This window comes from Stenotrophomonas sp. PS02289 (assembly GCF_029960115.1).
Taxonomy (GTDB): domain Bacteria; phylum Pseudomonadota; class Gammaproteobacteria; order Xanthomonadales; family Xanthomonadaceae; genus Stenotrophomonas.
This window is the reverse complement of sequence record NZ_JASCOZ010000196.1, coordinates 1-7,434: the sequence shown is the minus strand read 5'-3', so window position 1 is coordinate 7,434 and position 7,434 is coordinate 1. Positions and strand designations below refer to the sequence as shown.

Below are 7,434 nucleotides of genomic sequence, written 5' to 3'. Positions count from 1 at the left end.
CCACGCGGCCCCACACCCCCCGGGGGCGGGGGCACCCCCCCGCCCGGCCCGCGCCGCGCCGCGGCTCGATCTCGGTGAAGGTGCCACCACACACCTTACGGGCCTCCTGCTGGCTCACCATCGCAACCATCTGCGGCAAGGTCTTGCCCATCGCGGCGACTTCCTTGGTGACCTCGGCCGGCGGCAGTGGAACGCGTCCGACCAGCAGGTACTGGCCACGCCAGTTCTTGATGTCCTGGTCGGCCGGAATGTACTCCTGCATCACTTCGCCATTGCCGCTGCGGTCGCCGGCCATCCAGGCCAGCTTCCAGCCTGACGGCACGGCCACCTGCAGCTGCTCGCCGTGCACGGCGAACGGCGTGCCGTCGCGGTCGGCGCTGCGGGCCAGGCCGGGGGCCGCAAGCGCGACCATCCCTGCCGCCAGCAGGAACCACCCTGGCGCGCTCAATTCCACCACCCCGGCATGCGGCTGGCGTCCACACCGCCGGTTTCAAACACCGCGGTACGGGTGCCACCGGCCTTTACCGGGAACTCGATGCTGATCGTCTTGCCCTTGCGGGCCAGCTTCCACAGCGCCTTCTGGTCGGTGATGAACATGGCGATGGCCTCGTCGGTCTTGGGCCGCCAGGCGGCCATGTTGACCGGCTTGCCGTCGTCGACGGTGACCTTGACCGTGCACTGCGGGCAGCGGAAATCGCCGGCCTGCAGCACCAGGTAGGCGTGGCGCTTCCATTCGGGGTGGTCGCGGAACACCAGCTGCACCGGCTTGGGACCGCTGCCATCCACATCCACCCGCTCCTTGCTGTAGATCGAAGCGGAGATCTGGCTGCCCTTGGTGCCGACGGCAATCGTGTTGTAGTGCCACAGGCCCTGCATGCGGCGCAGGTCGCGCGCGGCCTCGGCCTTGGCCTTGACCTCGGCGAAGCCGGGTTCGATGCGGGCGGCGACGTCGGTGTCCTTGTAGATGTCCAGCAGGGAGCCGCCGTGGATGCGGGCCTTCTCCCAGTCCTGCGACGCCACGGCCATGTCGTACTGCTTGGCCACACCTTCGGCCTTTTCCTCTTTCGCGGCCTTGGCGGCGGCAGCCGCGGCCTCCTGGGCCTGGCGCTCCTTTTCCGGATCGGTGCAGGCCGCCAATGCGAGCGTGCAGGCGGCAATGAGGATCAGTCGCTTCATGGCAGTGTCCGTACGAAAGATGCTTGAAGTGTAACGGCCACCGTTACCCAAAAAAAACGGCGGGTTTCCCCGCCGTTTTTCATTCACTCGTTGTCACCTGGCTTACGGGGCCGGTGCCGGCGCAGGAGCCGCCGCCGGAGCCGGCGAGGCCTTGTCCAGCATGTCCTGCACCGAGGCGGTGGTGATCGGGTGATAGCCCGGCTTGGCCTTCTCGAACGCCGCCTTGGCGAACGCCAGCCCTTCCGGAGTCTTCACCAGCTCCGCGTAGATCGGCAGGATCAGCTTGCGACGACCGACGCGCTCGATGAACGCACCGGCCGCTTCGTTGGCTTCCGTGTAACCACTGCGGATGGCCAGCGGGTACCAGCGCATGGCGATCTCACCATTGGCGGTGCCGGTGAAGTGATACGCGCGGTCCAGCGCGGCCAGCTTCTCGACCGGCAGGGTCTTGCCCATGCCGTCGATGAAGTGGACCCACTCCTGGGTGCCCCACTCGGTGGTGATCTGCGGGCTGGGCAGCTTGTCGCTGCCTTCCCAGCTGATGCGGGCGGTGTCGACGATGGTGAAGTTACGCGAACGGGCCTTGGCGGCGAATGCCGGAATGCCCGGTTCGTCCAGCCACGCCTTCAGCTCGGCGTCGGTGACCGCGCCGGGCTTCTTGGACAGCAGGTTCTTCTTCAAGTACTCGACGAACTGGTCGGTGTTGGCACTCTGGAAGGCGTGGTCATCGAACCAGCTGCGCAGGAACGGGTCGAAGGTCTCGCGACCAAAGCGCTGTTCCAGGAACTGCAGGAACCACGACCCCTTCACATAGGCGACGTTGCTCAATGCCTCGTCCGGGTCACGCTCGGTCAGCGGCGGCAGCGCCAGGGCCTGGTCGGCCGGGCTCATGTCCTTGACCTCGGCGAGCAGGTCGTTCTGGTCGATCTCGCGCTCCATCTCGGCCATTTCCTGGCCGTACAGCGCCTCGGTGATGCGGCCCTGCACGTAGGTGGTGAAGCCTTCGTTGAGCCAGATGTCCTTCCAGCTGGAGTTGGTCACCAGGTTGCCCGACCAGCTGTGCGCCAGCTCATGGGCGACCAGCGACACCAGCGACTTGTCGCCCACGATCACGGTCGGGGTGGCGAAGGTCAGGCGCGGGTTTTCCATGCCACCGAACGGGAACGACGGCGGCAGCACCAGCATGTCGTAGCGGCCCCAGCGGTATTCGCCGTACAGCTTCTCAGCGGCACCGATCATCTTCTCGGTGTCTTCGAACTCCTTGGCAGCCTTGCCGACCATGGTCGGTTCCGCCCACACGCCGGAGCGGCCGGAGATCGGCTCGAACACCAGGTCGCCGGCGGCGATGGCCAGCAGGTAAGACGGAATCGGCTGCGGCATCTTGAAGGTGTAATCACCATCACGCGCGGCCTTGGGGTCGTTGTCGGCGCTCATCAGCACCATCACGTCCGGACGCGAGGTCACGTGGGCGCTGTAGGTGAAGCGCACGCTCGGGGTGTCCTGCAGCGGCACCCAGGAGCGGGCGTGGATCGCCTGCGACTGGCTGAACATGAAAGGCAGCTGCTTGCCTTCGGTCATCGACGGCTCCAGCCACTGCAGGCCCGAGGCGGTCGGGGCCGTGTGGTAGGTGATCGCGACCTTGGCCGGCTGCTCCGGGGTTTCGATGGTCAGCTTGCTGCCAAACACCTTGTCGGCAGTGGCCAGCGCGAACTGCAGCGGCGCGGTCTTGCCATCGGCGGTGACGGCTTCCACCTTTTCGATGGTCAGCTCACGGGTATCCAGCACCAGCTGCTTGGCCGCCTTGTCCTTCCAGTCCAGCGTGTAGGTGGCGGTGCCACCGATCTGCTTGTTGTCGAAGTCCAGCTTCAGGTCCAGCGCCAGGTCTTTGATGACGACCTTGTCCGGCTCGGCGTACGAGCTTTCGTCATGGTTGCGGTTTTCAGCTTTCACGGCGTTGGCAGCGGCAGGTTGGGCGGCGGGCTCGGCGGTGGGCGCAGCGGGCTCTTTCGAGCAGCCGGCGGCCAGGGCAACGGCCAGGGGAATCAACAGGAACGGGGATCGCATCAATCGGGACCGGTCGGGGTGAAACCGCCAGTTTACGCCTGTCGCAAGCTGAATACGGAAAGCCACGCCTGCTAACGTAGTGCCGGGTCTTGCCCGGCACGATCTTTCACGCAGCGGGGCAAGCCCCGCTCTACGGTGATTACACCTTGTAGCCGGAGTGGATCGAGACGATGCCGCCGGTCAGGTTCTTGTAATGGCAGCGGGCAAAGCCGGCCTCGCCCATCATGGTCTTGAGCTGCTCCTGCGGCGGGTGCTTGCGGATGCTCTCGGCCAGATACTGGTAGCTGTCGGCGTCGCGGGCGAACAGCTGACCCAGCTTGGGCAGGATCTTGAACGAGTGGAAGTCGTAGATCGGCTTGAACCAGTCGGCGGTCACTTCCGAGAACTCCAGCACCCGTGCCTGGCCGCCCACCTTCAACACGCGGTACATCTCGCGCAGACCGGCGTCCTTGTCGGTGACGTTGCGCAGGCCAAAGGCAATCGTGACCAGGTCGAAGCTGTTGTCCGGGAACGGCAGCGCCTCGGCGTTGCACTGCACGTACTGCAGGCCGGAGACCAGCCCGCGGTTGGTCAGGCGGTCGCGCCCCACCGACAGCATGCCGGCGTTGATATCGCCCAGCACCACTTCGCCCTCGTCCCCCACCCGCTCCTTGATCAGCGCGGCGATGTCGCCGGTGCCGCCGGCCAGGTCGAGCACGCGGTCGCCGGGCTTCACATGCGCGGTGGCCACGTAGTAGCGCTTCCACGCCCGGTGGATGCCCATGCTCATCAGGTCGTTCATCAGGTCGTAGTTGCGCGCGACCGAGGTGAACACTTCGCCCACCAGCTTCTGCTTGTCCTTGGCGGCAACGTCGCGGAAGCCGAAATGGGTGGTGCCAGTCTTGTAGGGGGATTCGCTCATGGCCCGATTATCGCACCGCTGGGGCGTTCGCGGCACCCGGGGCAGCCAACCCGGGCAGCGCCGCCTATCATGGCGGTCACTTTGGACAGGAACCGCCATGATCACCACGCCCGACTACGCCGCCCTGCTGCAGACCGCCATTGCCGAAGCCCGCCAGGGCCTGGCGGAAGGTGGCATTCCCATCGGCGCGGCCCTGTACCACAACGATGGCCGCCTGCTCGGCTGCGGTCACAACCGCCGCGTGCAGGAAGGCGATCCGTCCGTTCATGGCGAAACCGACGCCTTCCGCAAAGCCGGCCGCCAGCGCCGCTACCGCGACACCATCATGGTCACCACCCTGGCCCCGTGCTGGTACTGCAGCGGGCTGGTGCGCCAGTTCAACATCGGCACGGTGGTGGTCGGCGAGTCGGTCACTTTCCAGGGTGGCATCGACTGGCTGCGTGAGAACGGTGTGCAGGTGATCGACCTGCAGAACCAGGAATGCATCGACCTGCTGGGCGGATTCATTTCCGCGCATCCGGAGGTCTGGAACGAAGACATCGGCGAGTAATCCGCCTCCGATCTGCGCGCCGAAGGCTCCGGCGCGCAGATTGCGACGTTATGTCGCACCGCCATTGCGCGCAGTCATGAATGCTTCAGAGAACGACAAAGCCGCAGAAGCACTGGTAATGCTGAGCTTTCTGCACACCGCGCCGCACCAGGATGCGTTCGCGCGCTTCAACACCACACGTCGATAACAACTGCCCTGAGGTATGCGCCTACGGTGGGCGTGCGTTGCTGCGCACGTGCAGATGGCGTCAACGCGATGTCGACACACGCGCTGCACATCGCCATTACGTTGCATGCACCGCGTGTTACGCATGCTTGGCACGCCCCCTCTTCCCTCTGCCGAATCGACACCGCCATGCCCTCAGCCTCGTTTTCCGTTCCTGCCGTGATCAATGTGGATGCCGAAGTGAACTACTGGCGGCAGCGTCACGCCGACGGTCTCATGGGTGGCGGCTCGTTCGGTCATTTCGTGCCGTGGATCAAGTTCGCCTGCGACTCGCTGATCACCCATCCGCGCGCCAGCGACGAGGAGCGCGAAGCCGTGTTCCAGACCGAGTACGCACTGAAGATCATGCCGCGCCTGACCGAAGACGAAGCCCGCGCGTTCGTCGACCAGTGCTGGGAGCACGTGTACCTGAGCAGCCACACCGATCGCGCCACCCGTCCACGGCTGATTGCCGCCAGCGTCTGATCGCCGCTGCACAGGCCTTACACGCCACGGCGCTGAAGATGCCAGCCACTCTGGCCAGTGGTGCAAGCGATGAATCTGCGTGATCTGTTCAATACAGTGGCCAAGAAGGCCGCCCGGGCGACAGGGCGGCCGTGGACCTTTCTGGCCGCCGTCGCCATCGTGGTGATCTGGGGCGTGACCGGCCCCGTATTCCAGTTCAACGATACCTGGCAGCTAGTGATCAACACCGGCACCACCATCATTACCTTCCTGATGGTGTTCCTGATCCAGCACACCCAGAACGCAGATGCCGCCGCCGTGCAGATCAAGCTGGACGAGCTGATCCGCGCCGTGGACGCGGCCAACAACGAGCTGCTGGACCTGGAAGAGCTGGACGAGGACCGGCTCGAGCAGATCCGCCGCGAGTATGAGCAGATGGCCCAGGCGGCGCGCACGGCACTTGATCGCCGTAGAGCCACGCCCTGCGTGGCTGGGACGCCGGACGCCCCAACCTAGCCACGCAGGGCGTGGCTCTATGCGAGTTCCGGCCTGGTCGAAGCCACGCAGGGCGTGGCTCTACGCCATCATCGACTTACCGCGCGGCCACACCCCGCTCATGCCAGCCGCCGCCGAGCACCTTGTACAGCGCCACCTGGTTGGACTGCTGCGCCAGCTGCGTGCTGACCAGCGACTGCCGCGCGGTGTACGCGGTTCGACGCGCATCCAGCAGGGTCAGGAAGCTGTCCAGGCCGGCGTCATAGCGCGCCTGTGACAGGGTCTGCGTCTGCTCGGCTGCTGCCACCAGCGCCTGCTGCGCCTCCAGCTGTGCATCCAGGCTGTCATTGAGCGCCAGTGCATCTGCCGCCTCGCGGAACCCGGACTGGATCGCCTTTTCGTACTGCGCCAGGGCGATGTCCCGATTGGCATTGGCCACGCCCAGTCCAGCGCGCAGCTTGCCGCCCTGGAAGATCGGAATACTGATCTGCGGCATGAAGCTCCACACCCGGGTGCCGCTGTCGAACAGCCCCGACAGTTCATCCGACGCGGAACCGATGCTGCCGGTCAGGCGGATGGACGGGAAGAACGCCGCGCGGGCCGCGCCGATGTTGGCGTTGGCCGCCAGCAACAGGTGCTCGGCCGACATCACGTCGGGTCGGCGCAGCAGGACCTCGCCGGGCACGCCGGCCGGAATGGCACGTACGGCGGCAACATCGAACACCGCGCCCTCGGGCAGCGAGCTGTCATCGACCGGCCCACCGGCCAGCAAGGTCAGCGCGTTGCGGTCCTGCGCCACCTGGCCCTGGTAACGGGCCACATCGGTACGCGCGGTCTCCACCAGCGTACGGGTCTGGCTGAGTTCCAGTGCCGACGCACCGCCGAGTTGGTGGCGCGCTTCGGTCAGACGCAACGACTCCTGGTGCGCGGCCAGGGTGTCCTGGGCGATCCGCAGCTGCTCGCGATCCGCCCCCAGGGTCAGCCACGCATTGGCCACTTCGGCGACCAGCGACAGCTGCGCGCTGCGGCGATTGGCGGCCTCGGCAAAGTACTGCTGCAGCGCCGCCTCGCTGAGGTTGCGGACGCGACCGAACAGGTCCAGTTCGAACTCGGCCACGCCCAGGTTGGCACTGAACTGCTCCGCCACCGGTGCGTCACCGCCGGTGCGGGTCATCTGCCCTTGTGCAGCGATGGCCGGCATCCGGTCGGCGCGCTGGATGCGGTACTGGGCGCGGGCCTTTTCTACGTTGAGCACCGCCACGCGCAGGTCGCGGTTGTTGTCCAGCGCCTGGTCGATGACGGTCTGCAGGCGCGCGTCGACGAAGTAGTCGCGCCAACCGATGGCATCGACCTCGACGGCCGGAGCGGTGGATGCGGTCGCCGGCCACTGCGCCGGGATCGCCGGAGCGACCTCGGTGCTGCGCGGCTCCAGCATGCTGCAGCCGGAGGCAAGCAGAACCGCCGCCACGGAGAGAGCAAGAGAAAACTGTTTCATGGGGTGTCTCCGGTAGCGGGGGGCGGGGGGGGGGGGGCCCCCCCAAATAAGGCGATTTAGGGTTTGATGGCGCGCGCCGCGTGT

At 66.2% G+C, this 7,434-nt stretch carries 8 protein-coding genes; 3 read left to right on the top strand and 5 right to left on the bottom strand.

Features of this window, described 5'->3' with window-relative positions; genetic code table 11:
* The 4 genes from QMX83_RS18860 to ubiE form a co-directional block, all read right to left on the bottom strand.
* The coding region (locus QMX83_RS18860; protein WP_282298177.1) for a hypothetical protein at positions 1-448 on the bottom strand (448 nt) is incomplete at its 3' end.
* The gene (locus QMX83_RS18855) at positions 445-1,176 is read right to left on the bottom strand and encodes a hypothetical protein (protein ID WP_282298176.1); all 732 of its coding nucleotides are present in this window, start codon (positions 1,174-1,176) and stop codon (positions 445-447) included. The genes QMX83_RS18855 and QMX83_RS18860, both read right to left, overlap by 4 nt.
* 102 nt (positions 1,177-1,278) lie before the next feature.
* The gene (locus QMX83_RS18850; RefSeq protein ID WP_282298175.1) at positions 1,279-3,240 is read right to left on the bottom strand and encodes a M1 family metallopeptidase; all 1,962 of its coding nucleotides are present in this window, start codon (positions 3,238-3,240) and stop codon (positions 1,279-1,281) included.
* Positions 3,241-3,379: 139 nt separating this feature from the next.
* The gene (gene ubiE, locus QMX83_RS18845; RefSeq protein WP_282298174.1) at positions 3,380-4,141 is read right to left on the bottom strand and encodes a bifunctional demethylmenaquinone methyltransferase/2-methoxy-6-polyprenyl-1,4-benzoquinol methylase UbiE; all 762 of its coding nucleotides are present in this window, start codon (positions 4,139-4,141) and stop codon (positions 3,380-3,382) included.
* A gap of 97 nt (positions 4,142-4,238) precedes the next feature.
* Here ubiE and QMX83_RS18840 point away from each other — a divergent pair, with 97 nt between their 5' ends.
* The 3 genes from QMX83_RS18840 to QMX83_RS18830 all read left to right on the top strand — a co-directional run bounded on the left by QMX83_RS18840 (position 4,239) and on the right by QMX83_RS18830 (position 5,876).
* The gene (locus QMX83_RS18840) at positions 4,239-4,691 is read left to right on the top strand and encodes a nucleoside deaminase (protein WP_282298173.1); all 453 of its coding nucleotides are present in this window, start codon (positions 4,239-4,241) and stop codon (positions 4,689-4,691) included.
* A 354-nt stretch (positions 4,692-5,045) separates the two neighbouring features.
* The gene (locus tag QMX83_RS18835) at positions 5,046-5,381 is read left to right on the top strand and encodes a hypothetical protein (RefSeq protein ID WP_282298172.1); all 336 of its coding nucleotides are present in this window, start codon (positions 5,046-5,048) and stop codon (positions 5,379-5,381) included.
* 69 nt (positions 5,382-5,450) lie between these two features.
* Complete coding sequence (locus QMX83_RS18830; protein ID WP_282298171.1) at positions 5,451-5,876, top strand: low affinity iron permease family protein; 426 nt, start codon at positions 5,451-5,453, stop codon at positions 5,874-5,876.
* A 76-nt stretch (positions 5,877-5,952) separates the two neighbouring features.
* Here the strand turns inward: QMX83_RS18830 and QMX83_RS18825 are convergent, their stop codons facing one another.
* The gene (locus QMX83_RS18825) at positions 5,953-7,350 is read right to left on the bottom strand and encodes an efflux transporter outer membrane subunit (RefSeq protein WP_282298170.1); all 1,398 of its coding nucleotides are present in this window, start codon (positions 7,348-7,350) and stop codon (positions 5,953-5,955) included.
* Between the last annotated feature and the right edge of the window lie 84 nt (positions 7,351-7,434).